The organism is Alcaligenes sp. GW821-FHT11D07 (genome assembly GCF_058808495.1).
In genome coordinates this window covers 744,661-760,454 of the sequence record NZ_JBXART010000003.1, presented here as the reverse complement: position 1 = coordinate 760,454, position 15,794 = coordinate 744,661, and the positions used below count along the sequence as shown (strand labels likewise).

The 15,794-nt window shown below is 56.4% G+C and carries 18 protein-coding genes; 15 read left to right on the top strand and 3 right to left on the bottom strand.

All coding sequences use genetic code 11. From position 1 onward, the window contains the following. Nucleotides 1–508: 508 nt before the first annotated feature. The 3 genes from AC1RSM_RS16500 to AC1RSM_RS16490 all read left to right on the top strand — a co-directional run bounded on the left by AC1RSM_RS16500 (nt 509) and on the right by AC1RSM_RS16490 (nt 3,160). Nucleotides 509–1,057, top strand: a complete 549-nt coding sequence (locus tag AC1RSM_RS16500; RefSeq protein ID WP_492933654.1) for a ferritin-like domain-containing protein — start codon at nt 509–511, stop codon at nt 1,055–1,057. A 203-nt stretch (nt 1,058–1,260) separates the two neighbouring features. Continuing rightward, the gene (locus AC1RSM_RS16495) at nt 1,261–2,478 is read left to right on the top strand and encodes a multidrug effflux MFS transporter (protein ID WP_492933653.1); all 1,218 of its coding nucleotides are present in this window, start codon (nt 1,261–1,263) and stop codon (nt 2,476–2,478) included. 100 nt (nt 2,479–2,578) lie between these two features. Then, entirely contained in the window at nt 2,579–3,160 is a 582-nt protein-coding gene (locus AC1RSM_RS16490; RefSeq protein WP_492933652.1) for a TetR/AcrR family transcriptional regulator, read from the top strand. A gap of 7 nt (nt 3,161–3,167) precedes the next feature. On the opposite strand, the gene AC1RSM_RS16485 is transcribed toward AC1RSM_RS16490, so the two are convergent. Together AC1RSM_RS16485 and AC1RSM_RS16480 are read right to left on the bottom strand one after the other, a co-directional pair. After that, nucleotides 3,168–3,866, bottom strand: a complete 699-nt coding sequence (locus AC1RSM_RS16485) for a GntR family transcriptional regulator (RefSeq protein ID WP_492933651.1) — start codon at nt 3,864–3,866, stop codon at nt 3,168–3,170. Between the two features lie 95 nt (nt 3,867–3,961). Beyond that, complete coding sequence (locus AC1RSM_RS16480) at nt 3,962–4,702, bottom strand: sulfite exporter TauE/SafE family protein (protein ID WP_492933650.1); 741 nt, start codon at nt 4,700–4,702, stop codon at nt 3,962–3,964. A 173-nt stretch (nt 4,703–4,875) separates the two neighbouring features. Between AC1RSM_RS16480 and AC1RSM_RS16475 the strand changes: the two genes are divergently transcribed. The 6 genes from AC1RSM_RS16475 to AC1RSM_RS16450 all read left to right on the top strand — a co-directional run bounded on the left by AC1RSM_RS16475 (nt 4,876) and on the right by AC1RSM_RS16450 (nt 11,815). Further along, nucleotides 4,876–6,393 (top strand): hypothetical protein, encoded by a 1,518-nt coding sequence (locus AC1RSM_RS16475; RefSeq protein ID WP_492933649.1) that lies wholly within the window; start codon nt 4,876–4,878, stop codon nt 6,391–6,393. 5 nt (nt 6,394–6,398) lie between these two features. Next, complete coding sequence (locus tag AC1RSM_RS16470; protein ID WP_492933648.1) at nt 6,399–7,871, top strand: gamma-glutamyltransferase family protein; 1,473 nt, start codon at nt 6,399–6,401, stop codon at nt 7,869–7,871. Between the two features lie 122 nt (nt 7,872–7,993). Continuing rightward, nucleotides 7,994–8,728, top strand: coding sequence for an iron-containing redox enzyme family protein (locus tag AC1RSM_RS16465; RefSeq protein ID WP_492933647.1), 735 nt, complete (start codon nt 7,994–7,996; stop codon nt 8,726–8,728). A 60-nt stretch (nt 8,729–8,788) separates the two neighbouring features. Next, on the top strand, nt 8,789–10,249 hold the full coding sequence (locus AC1RSM_RS16460; RefSeq protein WP_492933646.1) for an aldehyde dehydrogenase family protein: 1,461 nt from the start codon (nt 8,789–8,791) through the stop codon (nt 10,247–10,249). Nucleotides 10,250–10,280: 31 nt separating this feature from the next. Continuing rightward, nucleotides 10,281–10,760, top strand: coding sequence for a GlcG/HbpS family heme-binding protein (locus tag AC1RSM_RS16455; RefSeq protein WP_492933645.1), 480 nt, complete (start codon nt 10,281–10,283; stop codon nt 10,758–10,760). Between the two features lie 20 nt (nt 10,761–10,780). Further along, nucleotides 10,781–11,815 carry a 2Fe-2S iron-sulfur cluster-binding protein gene (locus AC1RSM_RS16450; RefSeq protein ID WP_492933644.1) on the top strand — a complete coding sequence of 345 codons (1,035 nt, stop codon included), beginning with the start codon at nt 10,781–10,783 and terminating at the stop codon, nt 11,813–11,815. Here the strand turns inward: AC1RSM_RS16450 and AC1RSM_RS16445 are convergent. Then, on the bottom strand, nt 11,812–12,003 hold the full coding sequence (locus tag AC1RSM_RS16445) for a hypothetical protein (RefSeq protein WP_492933643.1): 192 nt from the start codon (nt 12,001–12,003) through the stop codon (nt 11,812–11,814). The two genes, AC1RSM_RS16450 and AC1RSM_RS16445, sit on opposite strands and share 4 nt — an antisense overlap. Before the next feature lie 200 nt (nt 12,004–12,203). Here AC1RSM_RS16445 and AC1RSM_RS16440 point away from each other — a divergent pair, with 200 nt between their 5' ends. The 6 genes from AC1RSM_RS16440 to AC1RSM_RS16415 all read left to right on the top strand — a co-directional run bounded on the left by AC1RSM_RS16440 (nt 12,204) and on the right by AC1RSM_RS16415 (nt 15,769). Beyond that, the gene (locus AC1RSM_RS16440) at nt 12,204–12,512 is read left to right on the top strand and encodes a 2Fe-2S iron-sulfur cluster-binding protein (protein ID WP_492933642.1); all 309 of its coding nucleotides are present in this window, start codon (nt 12,204–12,206) and stop codon (nt 12,510–12,512) included. Further along, nucleotides 12,512–12,856, top strand: a complete 345-nt coding sequence (locus tag AC1RSM_RS16435) for a ferredoxin (RefSeq protein WP_492933641.1) — start codon at nt 12,512–12,514, stop codon at nt 12,854–12,856. Before AC1RSM_RS16440 ends, AC1RSM_RS16435 begins: the two co-directional genes overlap by 1 nt. A gap of 11 nt (nt 12,857–12,867) precedes the next feature. Beyond that, nucleotides 12,868–13,146 carry a 2Fe-2S iron-sulfur cluster-binding protein gene (locus AC1RSM_RS16430; protein WP_492933640.1) on the top strand — a complete coding sequence of 93 codons (279 nt, stop codon included), beginning with the start codon at nt 12,868–12,870 and terminating at the stop codon, nt 13,144–13,146. Nucleotides 13,147–13,158: 12 nt separating this feature from the next. Then, nucleotides 13,159–14,103: an ornithine cyclodeaminase family protein gene (locus AC1RSM_RS16425; RefSeq protein WP_492933639.1), complete on the top strand. Its 945-nt coding sequence runs from the start codon at nt 13,159–13,161 to the stop codon at nt 14,101–14,103. Nucleotides 14,104–14,145: 42 nt separating this feature from the next. Further along, the gene (locus AC1RSM_RS16420; RefSeq protein ID WP_492933638.1) at nt 14,146–14,496 is read left to right on the top strand and encodes a DUF2294 domain-containing protein; all 351 of its coding nucleotides are present in this window, start codon (nt 14,146–14,148) and stop codon (nt 14,494–14,496) included. 250 nt (nt 14,497–14,746) lie between these two features. Further along, complete coding sequence (locus tag AC1RSM_RS16415; protein ID WP_492933637.1) at nt 14,747–15,769, top strand: Nif3-like dinuclear metal center hexameric protein; 1,023 nt, start codon at nt 14,747–14,749, stop codon at nt 15,767–15,769. Nucleotides 15,770–15,794: the final 25 nt, after the last annotated feature.

Here is a 15,794-nt window from a genome sequence, read left to right as displayed (position 1 = left end):
ATCGAACTGTGTGCTGGTGAAAAGAGAAATAATTGTGCAAGAAATCCTTAAAAACGCCTGAGAAAAGCACCGGAGCCCTGGCCATTCATGTATCCAAGTGTTTGGTCTTGTATCGCCTCTTGAACAGAACGCGGTCTGCTTCTCTGGGGATGATTAGCTCAGAAGTTCATCGGCTAAGCCGCATGTGTTGTGATTCTCCACGTCCTTTAAAAACGGTTTTTGTGGGATTTCAGCCTTGAAAACGTGTACATCTGCTACGCAAATTCGCCTTTATGTGCTTTTCAATCCTGGGTGCAGTCGCTACCATGAAAAGACCTATCCACTTTGTTCAGTTTCTTGCGCGACCGGTTTCAACCACATGTAGCGTGCAGACTTCAAGCCCAGGAGTAGGTAAAGCGCCAGTCCTTGTGGCTGGCTCTTATTGGTTGTGAAGTCAGTGTGTTCGTTTCCGGTTGTTGCGCGATACAGCGCCGCGCTTTCGCGGTGGGAATCAATACGGAGGAATGCAATGAGTAATCAGAAAGCTGTCAATCCTGACCACGGCCCTATCGATGTAGCTGCTATCCGAGCTGCCGCTAAAAAGTTTGTGGACGATGGGGCAGTTTCATCCGGGTATAAGGGCAATCGTGAAGAAATTATTCAGATGCTCAATGAGGCCCTGGCAACCGAACTGGTCTGTGTGATGCGCTATAAGCGCCATTACTTCACTGCCACCGGCCTGAACAACGAACCCATCAAAGCAGAATTTCTGGAGCACGCTCAGCAAGAGGCCGAGCATGCCGACCGTATTGCCGAACGTATTGTGCAGTTGAACGGTGACCCGGACTTTAACCCTGCCAACCTGGTCCAGCGCAGCCATGCGGAATATGACGACAGTAGCGATATCAAGTCCATGATTCGCGCCAATCTGATTGCCGAACGCATCGCCATTGAATCCTACCGCCAGATGATTGAGCGTATTGGCGATACCGACCCCACAACCCGCCAGATGCTGGTTGAAATCATGGCGGTCGAGGAAGAGCATGCTGACGATATGGGGGATTTGCTGGATATATAAGCTGTGACGACCTGATTAAAAACCCTGACCCTGGTCGGGGTTTTTTTGTGCCTGAAGCTAAATAAGAGTAGAGTACGCTCCTGCTACCTACCGGTCGGTAGGTTAACGAATTTATAGAGTCTGAAGCACTGGCTTCGGATTGATCTCTTGGAGCTTTTCATCATGACGTGTGTTGTATCTGTTTGCCGTAGCTGGAGTGTTGCGTGAGTGGAGCTACCCGTTCTAGTGGATTAGGCTGGGCCCTGATCCTGTTGTTGGCCTTGCTAACGGCATTGGATGCCATGGCCATCGACATGTACTTGCCGGGCATGCCTGCCATTGGTCAGGAGCTGGGCGTGTCGCCGGGCCGGATCCAGCAAACGCTTTCCATCTTTCTGGCTGGTCTGGCGATTGGGCAAGGGTTTTACGGCCCGCTACTGGATCGTTACGGCCGGCGTCTGCCCCTGCTGATCGGGGTGGTTATTTTTGTGCTGGGCTCCATCTTTGGCGCATTGGCAACCTCGGTCGAAGCTTTGCTGGTGGCCCGCTTTATTCAGGCTCTGGGTGCGGCTGCCGGTTTGGTGGCCCCGCGCGCCATTGTGTCTGACTTGTGCGATATGAAAGAGTCAGCGCGTATTTTTTCCTTGCTGATGCAAGTGATGATGATCGCGCCCATTGTGGCCCCCCTGTTGGGTAGCTATCTTTTGAGCCATGCAGACTGGCGAGCCATCTTCTGGACCTTGGCAGTTCTTGGTGTGCTGGGACTGGCGTGGGGCATGAAGGCGATTCCGGACTCCTTGCCTGTAGCGCAGCGGGTGCCCTTGAACCCCGGCCATATTCTGCGTGCTTACGGACGCGAGTTGAGCAGCAAGGTTTTCATGGCCTACACCGGATCGGGTGGCTTCGCCTTGGCTGCGCTGTTTGTGTACATCAGTGGCTCGGCCTTTGTATTTACCCAGCATTTCGGGCTGACCCCCTCCGTCTTTAGCTACGTGTTTGCAGGCAACTCGATTGCGCTGGTTGTGGGGGGCTTTGTCAGCAATTATCTGCTGCGCGTTGGCATGCCTACCGCCAGAGTGCTGGTGCTGGGGCTTATGATCCATACGCTGTCGGCTCTGCTTTTATATATAGCGGTTCAGATCGGTATGGCCAGCTTGCCCTTATATGCTGCCCTGGTGGCGATTGCAGTGGGCTCGCTCGGGATGGTGTTTGGTAATGTGACCGCCTTGACGATGAACGTGGCCGGACCTCAGGCAGGGACGGCTGCCGCCTTGATGGGCACGTCCCACTATCTGATTTCCGCTGTGGTGGGTTATGTGGTCAGCTTGGCTTCGCCCGGCCCACAAACCTTGCCCTTAGCCATTGGCGGCTGCGGATTGATGGCAATGCTGCTGTACTGGATTGCCAGCCGCTGCCGAACGACGCCTAGGGCTGCCGCTTAAGTAGCGTGGATAATGCGTGAGAGGTGGCCTGATGCGGTATTTAGGCCACCATTTTGAATTACAGTGCTGGGTTGTTTTCTGATATTGAGCAGGCTGGATTTTGAGCAAAACGACTACTGAACGCTTGCAGGATGCTGCCCTGGCCCGCTTTGCTGTGCAGGGCTTTGACGCGACGACCATGAACGAGATCGCGGCCGATGTCGGGATCAAGAAGCCCTCGGTCTATGCGCATTTTCGTAATAAGGACGAGCTCTTTATGAGCCTGATTCCTTTGATGATTGAGTCCGAGCTGGCCCATGCGCGTTCCGTATTCCAGGGAGGGGAGGCAATCCGGGCGCAACTGCTGGCCTATTTCCATGGAATCCAGGAGCGCTTTGATAGCTCGCCTCAAGTCCGGTTCTGGATGCGCATCTTGTTTTCCCCGCCTGTGCATTTGTACGAGCAGGTCATGCAGCCCATGCATGTCTTTATGGACGATCTGGAAGAGATTCTGCGCCAGGCCTTGGGGAATTCGCCGCTGGCGTCTGCTTCGCTGGACGTGGAGACACAGGTGATCGCCTGTATGGCCATGATAGAGAGCTTGCAAAGCGAGCTGCTGTTTGGCGGCGCCCGCAAGTACCGCCGCCGTCTGGCTGCAATCTGGACTGTGTATGAAGCGGCCCTGGCAGGCCGCCCTGCCTGATCAGGCTTTAGCCGGTTTGCGCGTCCTGGTAAGCCTTGGCGGCATTGTGCACGTGCTGTGTCGCCAGCAAATTGGCCAGATCCCCATTGCCCGCAACGACGGCATTCAGAATCTGGGAGTGATCTTCCCAATTCTGGCGGATACGCTGCAAGTTGCTGGGGGCAAACAAGAGCGCGGTGCGGTCGCGTAAAGAACGCATCAACTCAGTCAAAACGATATTGCCCGACATGGTGGCCAGGGTTTCGTGGAATTGTCGGTTCAGGGACTTGAGCAGGTCCAGATTGCCAGCATCCATGGCTTCATGGCCTTGGCTCAAAATGGTCTGCAGCTTTTCAATATTGGCAGGGTCACGGCGCTGGGCAGCCAGCTTGGCGTTCAGGCCTTCCAAGGTGGCACGCACTTCAGCCATGTTGTAGGCAATCTCCGCCGATAACACGGCCACCGAGGCTCCACGCCGTGGTTCGATCGTGACTAGGCCTTCGGACGCTAATTCACGCAGGGCTTCACGCACCGGAATGCGTGACACGCCCAGTTCGCCTGCCAATTTGCCTTCTACAAGGCGGTCGCCGGGATGGAACTCCCCGCTAAGGATGCGCTCGCGTAGCTGGTCGCGGATGACCGCAAACAGGGAGGCGTGCTGATCGCCCAGACGGCGGCTATCTGCGCTGGCGAACGTATTGGGAAGGCTGAAACTGGGGATATTCATTGTGCGACCTGTGCAATCGGGCAAAAGGGCCAGGCTTGATTATACGGGTTGGGCGTGTTTTTCTGAATATGGTATACAGTTCGGCCCCTAAGCACTCAAGTCCAGATTGTGCGTGCGATCAGGGCGACGGCGCTCAGGGAGCAGACACTTAATAGCAGCCTACGCATCAGGGGCAGGCTGACTTTATGGCGTAGCTGTCCGGACAGCGCGAAACCCAGCAGCATGAACGGGTAGAGCACGGCACTGAGCATGGCCTGCTGCAAGGTGAACAAGCCTGCGAACATTAATAGCAATAAAGACAGGCTCGCACCCAGAAACAGAATTAATCCCAATGAGGCGCGTAGCTGGGCGGCGGCCAGATTTTGCATGGCGATTGCCAGGGCAGGAGCGCCCACCGAGGTCAAGGTCCCCATGATGCCCGAGGCCACTCCAGCCAAAGCCATATTGCGGCTTGTGGGCAGAATGCGCAGCCCCCAGGCACTGAGCGCGACAGCGACCAGAATGGCGATCGCAAAGCCCAGGTTTACTGCCTCCATTGGCAGCTGTGTCATGGCCAGCACGGCAATGACAGAGCCCGCCGCACGTCCGCCCACGGCGCACGCAACCACATTTGGCACGATGTGCTGGCGCTCTCTTAGCGCTGCCAGCAAGGACACGCTGCCGCCCAAGGCCAGCAAGGGCCCCGGCACCAATTGGGGAAACACCAGGGCGGCAATGGGCGCTACCAGCATGGCAAAGCCGACCCCGCCCACCCCTTGTAAAAAGGCAGCCAGAACAACCAGAGAGGCCATTAGCAGCCAGGACAAAGGGTCTACCAAAGCGAGCAGTGCAGTCATGAGGTTTCTCTTTCTTCTTGTATAAGGTATTCAATTGAAATAGTTCAGGCCTTGAATTCTTAACGTTTTCCCCAGTTTTCGGTATTTTTATCTGATAGAAAAACAAGATTGAAGATAGTATACCGTTTTTAGTGCTGTTCGATATTCAGAAAAAAGAGAAGGAAGGGGGATACATGCAAAGCGACGTGGTGCTCAGTGCAGCGCACTGGGCCTATTTAATCAGCGTCCTGGTCATCATCATTACGATGGTGTTCCGGGCCAATGTGGTGGTGCCATCCGTTATTGGCACCTTGGCGGTGGTCACCGCCATGACAGGCAGTCCTATCCAGGGCTTTATCAGCATTTTTTCGGCCAGCTTCGTGGCGGCCCAGGAGCTGTTCAATATTTTCCTGGTGATCACGTTCATGACCGCGCTGCTGAACTCCTTAAAGCGGCTGGAGGCGGACGTGAAAATGGTGGCGCCGTTTCGCAAGGTGATGGTCAATAGCGCCTCGTCGTTTCTGATGATTGCGGCGGCCACCTACTTTATTTCCTTGTTTTTCTGGCCTACGCCTGCTGTGCCTTTGGTTTCGGCCATCTTGCTGCCTGCAGCTATCGCAGCTGGCCTGCCGCCTTTGGCAGGTGCCATGGTCATTGCCATCTGCGGTCAAGGTATGGCGCTGTCCTCGGATTACATCATTGGCGTGGCACCGGGCATTAGTGCGAAAGCAGCAGGGGTGGGGGCAGATGTGGCCATTCTGGCTGACCGAGCGCTGGTGCTGTCCTGGATTACCGGCGCAGTGGCACTGACCTTGGCATTTTTGATGATGCGCCGTCACTTCAAACCAGCCGACAGCCGTTTGCTGGATGCGTGGATGCGTCAGGCGCCGGACAGCACCTTGGACGATGTTGAGTCTCAGGGAACCTATGACAAGGCAGAGATTGCCCGTGGCACGGCCGGTAACGAGCATACTCAGCATGCGGGGTTAAGTCCTAAAGAAGAGCGCTATTCGCGCATTCTGGCGGTTATTACGCCGCTGGCGTTTCTGGGCGTGATCGGCATCATGCTTTTGCCGCGTTTCATCCCCTCTTTACCGGTTTTGCGTGGTGGTGATGCGGCTGGACTGGTGGGCGGGGTGGCTTTTTTCCTGATGATGATTGCCACCTGCATGGCTGAAGGGCCCCGTCGCATGCTGGATACCTGTCCAGACCATATGACAGATGGTTTTGTATTCGCCTTTCGCGCCATGGGCTCGGTGTTGCCGATTGCCGGTTTCTTTTTTCTGGGCGCCAGCGAAGCAACCTCCGCAATCTTGGGCACGCCTTTGGATAAGACGCCCAGCTTGTTGTTTGAGTTGATCTCTGCCGGACAGCATCTAATCCCAGACAATCATTTCCTGGTGGCATTTGGCGTTCTGCTCGTGGGGGTGATCTCCGGAATTGATGGTTCTGGCTTTTCGGGCCTGCCTCTTACTGGCACATTGGCCTCGGCCTTAAGTCCGGTTTCCGGTCTGGAAGTGGAAACCCTGGCTGCGGTAGGACAAATCGGTGCGATATGGACGGGGGGTGGCACCTTGATTGCCTGGTCGTCCTTGATTGCGGTGGCAGGCTTTGCGCGGGTGCATATCTTGGATCTGGTGCGGGCTTTGACCATACCCGTGCTGTCCGGAATGGCGCTATCCACTATTTGTGCCGTCCTGATTTTTGGGTGATCGGCATGGGTACAACAGCCTATACGGCAGGTGAAAAGCAGGGGCAGGGGGCGCAGTGGGCCGTTGCCGCTGGCCATCCCCTGGCCGTGCGCGCCGCGCAGACCATGCTGGAACGTAATGGCAGCGCCGTGGATGCCGCTATTGCGGCTGATGCGGTGATGGGGGTCGTCGAGCCCATGGCGACGGGCATAGGTGGGGATTTGCTGGCAATGATTGCGTCCCCGGGGGCTCAGCCCCTGGCCTATAACGGTAGCGGCGCGGCCCCTTTGCAATTGACGGCAGCAATGGTCCAGGATTTGCCAGGAGCACGGATTCCCGAACGGCATGTTCTGTCCATCACCACGCCCGGTTTGGTGCGTGGCTGGTGGGACATGCACCAGCGCTATGGACGCCTGGAATGGGCGCGTCTGTTCCAGCCAGCCATTCAGGCCGCAAGCGAAGGCTTTGCTGTAGCGCCGGTGGCGGCTCGGGAATGGCAGATCTTTGATTTCGTACTGCATCGTGATCCGGTTTGCGCAGATCTTTACCGGGCGGGGAATCCGCCGAAAGCAGGGCAGCACTACGCCAATCCAGAGTTAGCGGCTGTTTTGCAAGAGATAGCCACGGATGGCCCGGATGCTTTCTATCTGGGCCGTCCGGCCCAGCAGGCCGAGAAGGCAATGAAACAAATAGAAGGCCTGCTGTGTGCCGAGGATTTTCGACGCCATCAGGGATTTTTTTGTGAGCCTGTTTCTGCGTCTCTAGCGGAATTCAGTTTGTTCGAATGTCCTCCCAACACGCATGGGCAGGCGGTTCTGCAGGCGGTCCAAGCCGCTTGGAGCCGCCCTGCAGATGACTGCGAGGCCGAGCTGGCCCTGGTTCGCGCCACAGAGCAGGCCATGGCTCAAGCAGCCAAAGTGGTTTGCGACCCGGCGGGCAACACGGTTTGTACTGTTGTGGTCGACAAAGACGGTTTGGCCGTCACCTTTATGTCCAGCATTTTCAAGCGTTTTGGCTCCGGCTATGCCGTGCCCGGTTGCGGCTTTGTATTGCAAAACCGCGGCTTCGGCTTTTCCGAGCCTGGGCATGTGAATGGCCCCGGACCAGGCAGACGCCCCTATCACACGGTAGTCCCGTCGCTGGCCTTGCGAGACGGGCGTTTTCATATGGGATTGGGCGTGGTGGGCGGCTTGATGCAGCCGCAGGGCCAGATTCAGATATGGACCCGTGTGTTGCGGGATGGCTGGACCTTGGAGCGGGCCTTGTTTGGGCCACGTTGGCGGCTGGAAGGAGCAGGCCGTCTTGCGCTGGAAGAGGGATTTGATACCCGCTGCGGAGCATTTTTGCGCGACAAGGGCTACGGGCAACCTGATCAAGGTGTGGGCGAGCTGGCTGGCCGCAGCGATTTTGGCGGTGCGCAGGCTGTCGAGCGCATGGCAAACGGGGATTTAAAGGCAGTTTCCGACCCGCGTAAGGACGGCTGCGTAGCTCTGGCGTAGTCAACGGGCAGGGTTATTCCCTACTGATCAAAATAGTAGACGGTATACAATATACCTAAATCATCCAAACCTCATATTTCGTCGGCTGCTCTAAGGCGACGTCTTTCAACAAGGAAATAGTCATGGAAAAACTGCTGAATCGCGATGAATTTCGCACCGCACTGGAAACCGCAATCAAAGGCAAAAGTGCCAATACTTCCCCGTTCAGTATTGCCTGGGCAAGTGGCAAATTAAGCCGCGAGCACCTGGCACGCTGGGCTGAAAACCACTATCACTACGTCGGCCCTTTTGCGGATTACCTGGGTTATTTGTATGCCCGCACTCCTGCTGAATACGTTGAAGCCAAAGACTTCTTGCTGGCCAATATGTATGAAGAAGAAATCGGGGGCGACCGTCACACCGACTTGCTGATCCGCTTTGGGGAAGCCTGCGGCACCACTCGTGCCCGGATCGAGGACCCAGACAATATGAACGCCACGACCCGCGCTTTGCAGGCCTGGTGTTATGCCATTGCCATGCGTGAAGACCCCGTAGTGGCGGTAGCCGGTCTGGTGGTGGGTTTGGAATCGCAAGTGCCGTCCATTTACCGCAAGCAGACTCCGACCCTGCGTGACAAGTACGGCTTTACCGACGAAGAAGTGGAGTTTTTTGACTTGCACATTGTGTCGGACGAGATCCACGGTGAACGCGGCTATCAGATCGTGCTTGAGCACGCCAATACGGTGGAACTGCAGCAGCGCTGCCTGCGAATTTGTGAAATTGGCGCCGAGATGCGTCTACTGTATACCACCGCGCTGTACAACGATTACGTCAAAGACGAGATCAGCCTGCACGAGCTGCAGATGGAAGCAGCCTGAGCCCACATGCCGGGCGGGTAGATGGGCTGCCCGCCAACTTAGAAACAAGGAAGTACAGCGGTGGAAAATCTCAAGGACGTCGTTTTTGACAATTACATTGATGGGCAATGGCAAGCCAGCCAGAGCGGGCGTACCCAGCCCAATCTGAATCCTGCAGATCGGGACGATGTGGTGGGCGCTTTCCCCCTGTCTACCGAACAGGACGCGCAGGCAGCCGTCGCGGCAGCCCAAGCGGCCTTTGCAGGCTGGCGGGCGACGCCTATCTCGGCTCGGGCGCGTATCTTGAATGCAGCTGCCGATTGGCTGGATGCCAATGTGGCAGTCATTGCCCAGGGCCTGACTCGGGAAGAGGGCAAGACGCTGGCGCAAAGCAAGATGGAAGTGGGCCGCTCGGCCCAGACGCTGCGGTTTTACGCGGTAGAAGGCCAGACCTACAGCGGCGAGACGTTCCCGCAGGACGACGCGCAGCAACTGGTCTATACCCAGCGCGAGCCGTTGGGCGTGGTGTCAGTGATTGCCCCCTGGAATTTCCCCATCTCTATTCCGGCACGCAAAATCGCCCCGGCGCTGATTACCGGCAATACCGTGGTCTTCAAGCCTTCCTCAGATACCCCCTTGACGGGCTACTACCTGTGCGAAGCCTTTGCACAAGCCGGGATTCCGGCAGGGGTGCTGAACCTAGTGCATGGACGTGCCAGTGAAGTCGGGCCAACGCTGGTTCAGTCTCCCCACGTGCGAGCAATCTCGTTTACCGGTTCGACCCAGGCTGGCGAGGACATTTGCCGTCAGGCCCGCATGAGCACTCGAACCCAGATGGAACTGGGGGGCAAAAACCCCTTGATCGTCATGGACGATGCCGACCTGGACCTGGCGGTCAAATTGGTGGTGCAAGGCGGTTTCTCGCTGAGCGGTCAAGCATGCACGGGCACTAGCCGCGTGCTGGTGCATCGCCAGGTCAAGGAAGAATTCACGCGTCGCTTGGTAGAGAAAGTAAAAGCCCTGACGGTGGGCAATGGCTTGAACGGCAATCCCGATCTGGGGCCCATCGCCACCGAAAGCCAGCTGAACAGCATCTTGGAATACGTGGCTATCGGTAAACAAGAGGCTACCCACTTGCTGGGTGGGGAACGTCTGACCGAGGGTGACTACGCGCGCGGTTTGTTCATGCGCCCGGCTCTGTTTACCGACGTGACGCAACAGATGCGCATCGCTCGGGAGGAGATCTTCGGGCCGGTGATTGCCTTGCTGGAGATCGATTCGTATGAGCAGGCCATCACCATGGCCAATGACACCGAATATGGTTTGTCGGCCGCCATTGTGACGCGTAGCGCTGAGTACGCGCATCGCTTTGCCCATGATATTGAGGCGGGGACGGTCAAGATCAATCGCACAACGACAGGCAATTTGATCAATGCACCGTTTGGCGGACTGAAGCAGTCCAGCACGTCCACTTTTCGTGAATCGGGCCGCGCGGGTCTGGAGTTCTATACCCAGATCAAAACCGTGTATCGCGGCATCTGAATTTTATTAACTCGAAATACTGAGAAGACTTATGAAAAAAATCCTTCGTCTCGAACAGCGCGAAGCGCGCTTGATGGTGGACGCGGCGATTGCCAAATCCAAAGAGATTGGCGTGCTGGAAACCGTATGTGTGGTTGATGAGGGTGGCTATCCCATCGTGCTTGAACGCATGGACGGAGCTCGCATCACTGGTGCCCAGATTGCCTGGAACAAGGCATTTACCGCTGCCGGTCACAAACGCTCTACCCACTTGTTCACACAAGCGCCCAATGGCCCGGCCCTGCCTGGCAACGAGGCTTTCGGGATTCAGCTGAGCTTTGAAGGCCGTTTTGCAGCCTTTGTGGGCGGCTACCCCATTGTGGTGGATGGCGAGGTAATTGGCGGCATTGGTCTGAGTGGCGGTAATGGCGAGCAAGATACCGCCGCTGGCGTTGCAGGACTGCAGGCCTTGGCGGACGCCTTGAAGGCCGAGGGTCTGGACGTGATGGTTCAGGCAGACATCAAGAAATAGTGGCATCAGGAGGACGGGTCATGGCCCATCGTGTCGATATCAAAGAAACCGGCGAGCAGTTTTGGGTAGAGCCGCAAGAGACGATCTTGCAGGCGGCCCAGCGCCAAGGCGTGCGTATCTACAGTGACTGCGAATTTGGCGGTTGCGGCACTTGCCGCATACAGATCACCCGTGGAAAGGTCTGCTATGAGGATGACTGCCTGCCCATGAGCATTGCCGATGAAGAACACGAACAGGGTCATGCCGCCGCCTGCCAGGCCCGCCTGGATGCTGATATAGAAATCAGTCTGGCGGCGCATCGGGACGAGCTGCCAGAGACACAACAAGTTAAGGCGCAGGTTCAGTGCGTGGAGCGGGTGTGCGCAGGCATTTGGCGTCTGACGTTGCAGCTTTCAGATGGCGCGCAGGTGCAGTTTCTTCCCGGCCAATATCTGAATATTTTGTTTGAAGATGGGCGAGCACGCAGCTTTTCGATGGCCAATGCCGATGCTCTCCAAGGCCGCATCGAATTGCATATTCGGGAAGTTGAAGGGGGGCGCTTCACTCAGGCGTGCTTGCCGGATCTACAGGTGGGGGATGAGTTGCAGCTGGAGCTACCGCTGGGCGTGTTTTATTGGCGCGAGCGCGATTGGCGGCCCATGGTCATGGTAGCCACCGGCACCGGCATTGCCCCCATCAAGGCCATGTTGGAAGCCTTGCTGGATAAAGACGATTGCCCGCCTGTCAGTTTGTACTGGGGCATGAACCGACCCGAAGACCTGTATCTGGCCAAGGAGATCGAATCCTGGGCAGACCGGCTGTGCGAGTTTCGTTTTGTCCCCGTGTTGTCCCACGCGGATGAGAGTTGGCAGGGCGCGCGAGGCTATGTGCAGCAACAAGTGTGTCGGGACGAGCCGGACTTGTCCGAGCATGCCATTTACTTGTGCGGATCGCCGCTGATGATTGAGCAGGCTCGCAGTCTGTTCAAAGAGCATGGTGCCAATGAGCAGTTCATGTATGCCGACGCTTTCAACTTTCAGCCCGACACCCGCCCCGCAGAATCATCGCTTGTTTAGGCGCTGTGGGGCAGTTGATCCTGAGCCGGATTTTGATCTGTCTTCTTGGGAGCGCCAAACAGCTCAGACAGAGAAGGCAGGTTGATCAGTGGGATGCGACGGCGCAGATGCTTGCGCTGAGCCAGGTGAGGCAGCAACTGCTCGCCGACGGGACGCTGCAGATAGCGAAGTTCGACGGAGGTTTTCATGATGGTCTCTATAGATTGTTTTAATTGAATTAAGTATACCGCAATAGGGGTTTGTACTCAAATTGAGGGATACTTGTACCTAAAAGCAGAAAAAACTGTTGCTTGCGGGGTGTGTTTTTTATCTTGGTATACCGTTCTGGATTTTCAAGCGGTCAGGGCTCGCAATCCGGTCGCATTTTTGGCAGCAAGCAGGAGGTCTTATGCCAACCATTACTTTTCATAAAAACGGCCAGACTCATGTGGGCGAAGTGCAAGAGAACACCAATCTGGTGGTCAGGGCGGGCATCAAGCAGTTCCCTTTTCCGCACCTGACTTACGGTTGTGGCATGGGCAAGTGCGCCAAGTGTGCTTGCCGTGTACTGGAAGGGGCTGAGCATTTGCCCGCAGCCAATTGGAAAGAAAAAAAACAATTGGGGGAGCGGCTGGACCAGGGTTGGCGCCTGGCGTGTCAGTTATGGATTAATCAGGACATCGCCCTGGAGCAGCTTGAAATACAGGAGGTGCAGTGATGTATGTGGTACTGACCAGCAAGCCGGGCGAATACCGGACCGAGCCGGGAATTGGTGTGGAGGCAGTGGTGGCCTATGAATACCATTTTCAGGGTCGTTTGAAGGCGGTATTTGCCATTGCACGCATCCAAGAGGGATCGCGTGTGCGCATTGTGGAAGAAACGCCAAACGGCACGATTAACGATATCCCCACCCGGCAGATGGAAAAGTTTGCAACGCGCGAGCTGGCCTACGAAGAACTGGCTGGATTGACGCGCTTTGGCAGCATACAAGCCGAGCTGCGCGAGTGTGAGTGGTCTGGTGACAAAGCAGGAGCCCAGGCTTCTGTACAGCAGCAATCCTGAGGTAGCAAAATATGGTTCAGATTACATTTGCGTCAAACAACGATTTGGTGGTGTCCGCCGCTGAAAACAGCAACTTGCTGCGTGTGTCCATCCGAGAGCGGGGCGGTATTCCGTTCAAGTGCGGAGGTGGTATCTGCGGTACGTGCAAATGCCGGATTACGGCAGGCCTGGACAACACCGATGAGGTTAAAGCCAAAGAGCATAAACACCTGTCCGAACAGGATCTGGCCGAAGGGTTTCGCATGGCATGCCAGACCTTTGTGCGCGGTGATGTCACGGTGATTTGGTAAGGGGAATTGCGCATGCTGCACTTTACGGATCAAGAACTACATGAACTGCTTGATGCCCCCGCGGTGCAGCAGGTGCTGGAGGAGGCGTTTGTTGAGTTCGGGCGCGGCCAGGCGGCGCAGCAGCGTCGTGTGCGCACCCAGGCAAGCGACATCCGCCTGTCTACATTGGGGGCGGTCATTCCCGGTCAGCAAGTGGCTGGGGCAAAAATCTACACCACCGTGCAAGGGGCTTTTAACTTCGTGATTGTGCTGTTTGATGCACGTAGCGGACAAGCTTTGGCCACCTTGGATGCTGGGGCGATTACGCAGTGGCGCACGGCGGCTTGCTCGGTCCTGGCAGCGCAGCGCGGTGCCAACCCGCAATCCCAGACTTTGGGCGTGATGGGGCTGGGGGCTCAGGGAATAGCGCATGTGCGTCAGTTTTGCCAGGCTTTTGATTTGCGCCGTGTATTGGTTTGGAGCCCGAATGTGGACGAGGCTCGCTGCCGTCAACTGGAGCTGGACTGCGGTGTTCCCGTGCGTGCCGCCCGCCCTGACGAGATTGCCGTACAGGCGGATATTCTGGTGACAGCCAGCCGTAGCCGCGAACCCTTGTTTGACGGTCATACCTTGAAACCTGGCTGCTTTGTGGCGGCAGTGGGTTCCAGTCTGCCGGCTGCGCGTGAACTGGATGATGCCTGCTTGACGCGTGCCAGCAAAATTGTGGTGGAGTGGAGCGAACAAACCTTGTCTGAAGCCGGGGACTTGATCCTGGCGGCTCCTGACTGCCGCATTCAAGACAAGTTGCATGAGCTAAGCGATTGGTTGCAATTGAGCCATGGGCAGGGCTACGACGCACAGGGTATTTGCGTGTATAAATCAGTGGGTGTGGCAATTGAGGATATTGCGGTGGCTGGCTTGGCGTATCGCCGTTATAGGCTTGCCCAGCGCTCTTCGGAGAGCGTTGCCGCACACTGAAAAACGACAATAATTCAAGCGTGTTGGGGGTAGGCAATGGGAATGGCAGGCTTTTCTTCTTTAGGCGAATTCAAGCAGGCACTGACCCGGGACTACAACCGCATCAACAGCAGTATTTTTGCATCGGGTGTGGTGACACTGAAAATTGATGTGCTGGATGACAGGATCAGTATGTTGGCGGTTCACAAACGCCAGCCAGCCTTGCAGACGCTGAGCCGTGAAAACGCGCATATCGCAGACCTGGCTGATCTGTATCTGATCAAGGCCTTCAAAAAGGAGATGAAGCAGATTTTGGTGGAAGAGTATGGGCTGGATGTCGTGGCTATCTTCAAGGATTACGATGCCGCGGCGCAATTGTCCTCCACCATGGTGTTGTTGCAAAAAGGAGTGTGAATGCAGTGGCACTGGTGCATACCGTTGCCCTGAATTCCAAATCGATAAAAAGAAGCTGACTGGTAGACAGTCTTGTTGTCCTTCCAATCAAAGCCGGGTGTGCTGTGTGCACCTTGTCTTTGGTGCCAAGTTCAGACCCTGACAGGTCCACTTGCGGAAGTTGCCGACAGGAAGTGCTTGCATACCGCCGGCCTCGGGCACTGGGAACTCCCAGGGCCGGAGGCCGGCTTTTTTATTTGGAGACAAAATCATGGCCTATGTAGCCGATTTGCTGGATGCATTGAATGTAATTACGGGGGGACGCATGGTGTCCTGTATGGATGAGGTCAAGTGCGGCAACCATCCTTTCGTTATCTGGAAGTCCTCTGGAATCTACGGCAAGCAGGTGCTGGAAATTCCAGGGCTGATCCACGGTGATCCCAATAAAGAAATCCGTAAGGTCGCCGTGTGCATGACCATGTCCGAGCTCAGCATCGAGCTGGCGGGTGCGACAGGGGTCGATGCCATCATTGCGCATCACCCGATTGCGGATGCGGCCAGTTGCGGGGGCGTGACCTTGAAGGATTACCTGGATCTATATGGCGTGGCGGCGCTGGAGTGCCACGAAGCCTTCCACGGTCTGCACCCGGGCATTGCCTATTTGCATGGCCACAAAGTCATGAAAAGCGATATTGCCTATGGGGGGATCCATGGCAATGTCATGTTTGTGGGCGAACCGCTGGAAGGCGTCAGCAATCTGGGCGACATGCTGGACAGGCTGGATGGCTTTATGGGTCTGGATCTGGAGGATCAGATCTTGCAGGCAGAGCGACACATCAAGGGCAATGACAATATTTTGGAGACCAGCACCCTGACGCGCGGAGCCATCCGTCTGGGCGAGCGTAGCAGCCGCGTGGGCCGCATTCTGCACATCTTTCCGCATACGGGTTTTAGCCCCGATCACCTGCGTCAGGCCGTGGCCGAGAATCCGGGCGTGGATACGGTGCTGGCCTCCATCAGCCGTGTCTACGAGGGCCATGCGCTGATCGAATGTGCTCGCGAACTGGGTCTGAATTTTCTGGTGGGTAATAGCCACGTGCTGGAAATACTGGAGAACGGCCTGCCGCTGGCTTACGCCCTGAGCGCCTTGCTGGATGGGGTGGAGGTAGTGATGTTTCGCGACAGAGTGACATCCACGCCCGTGCACGAGGTGGGTGGCGCCCGTTTGCGTGAGTATGCCCAGCATTTTTCCACCGCGCATTTGATGGGCAAGAATGTGCTGAGCTTCCAGTAGGTCCCGTTCTCACAATGGAGAGAGA